The organism is Pseudomonas sp. 51_B (assembly GCF_017491595.1).
Taxonomy (GTDB): domain Bacteria; phylum Pseudomonadota; class Gammaproteobacteria; order Pseudomonadales; family Pseudomonadaceae; genus Aquipseudomonas; species Aquipseudomonas promysalinigenes.
The window spans coordinates 1-543 of the sequence record NZ_JAFGYW010000146.1; the positions used below are offsets into that span (position 1 = coordinate 1).

Annotated in this window: 1 protein-coding gene; it reads right to left on the minus strand. The window is 59.5% G+C overall.

Annotated elements, in window-relative coordinates; all coding sequences use genetic code 11:
* A partial coding sequence (locus J5M56_RS24075) for an SdiA-regulated domain-containing protein (RefSeq protein WP_207937951.1) occupies positions 1-543 on the minus strand: 543 nt, incomplete at both ends.

Here is a 543-nt window from a genome sequence, read left to right on the forward strand (position 1 = left end):
GTGCGTGGGTCGACCGCCAGCGCCGACAGGTTGCGAATATCGAGCTCGTCACTGGCCAGCTTCTGCTTGTCGCCGATCAGGGTCTGGCTGCCGTCGCTTTTCCAGGTGAACAGCGCCGGCGGGCGCTCTTCACCCAGCACAAGTTGACGGTTACGCGGATCCCAGGTGATGGCTTCGAAAGCTTTGTTCTGATCTTTCGACGGCCCGAGGTCGTATATCGGGAAGTCGCCAATGTTCAGCTCACGGGTACCGGCTTCGACCTTGACGATCGACAGCGTGTGTTGACGTTCATCAACAATCGCCAGCAGACCGTTTTCCATGACCGTCAGGCCTTCCGGGTTGCTCCAGCCCACCAGCGGCATCTTGCGCAGCACGTCGCCTTGCAACGTCAGCTCAGCCAGGAACGGATTTTTGCCCATGACCGCGAACAGGGTCTTGGTCTGCGGGTTATAGGCCAGATCCGAAGCTTCGTCCTTTTCCATGCCCGGCAGCGGCTTGGCATCGATCACCACCTGATAATCCGGCAGCCAGACACTCTCCTTC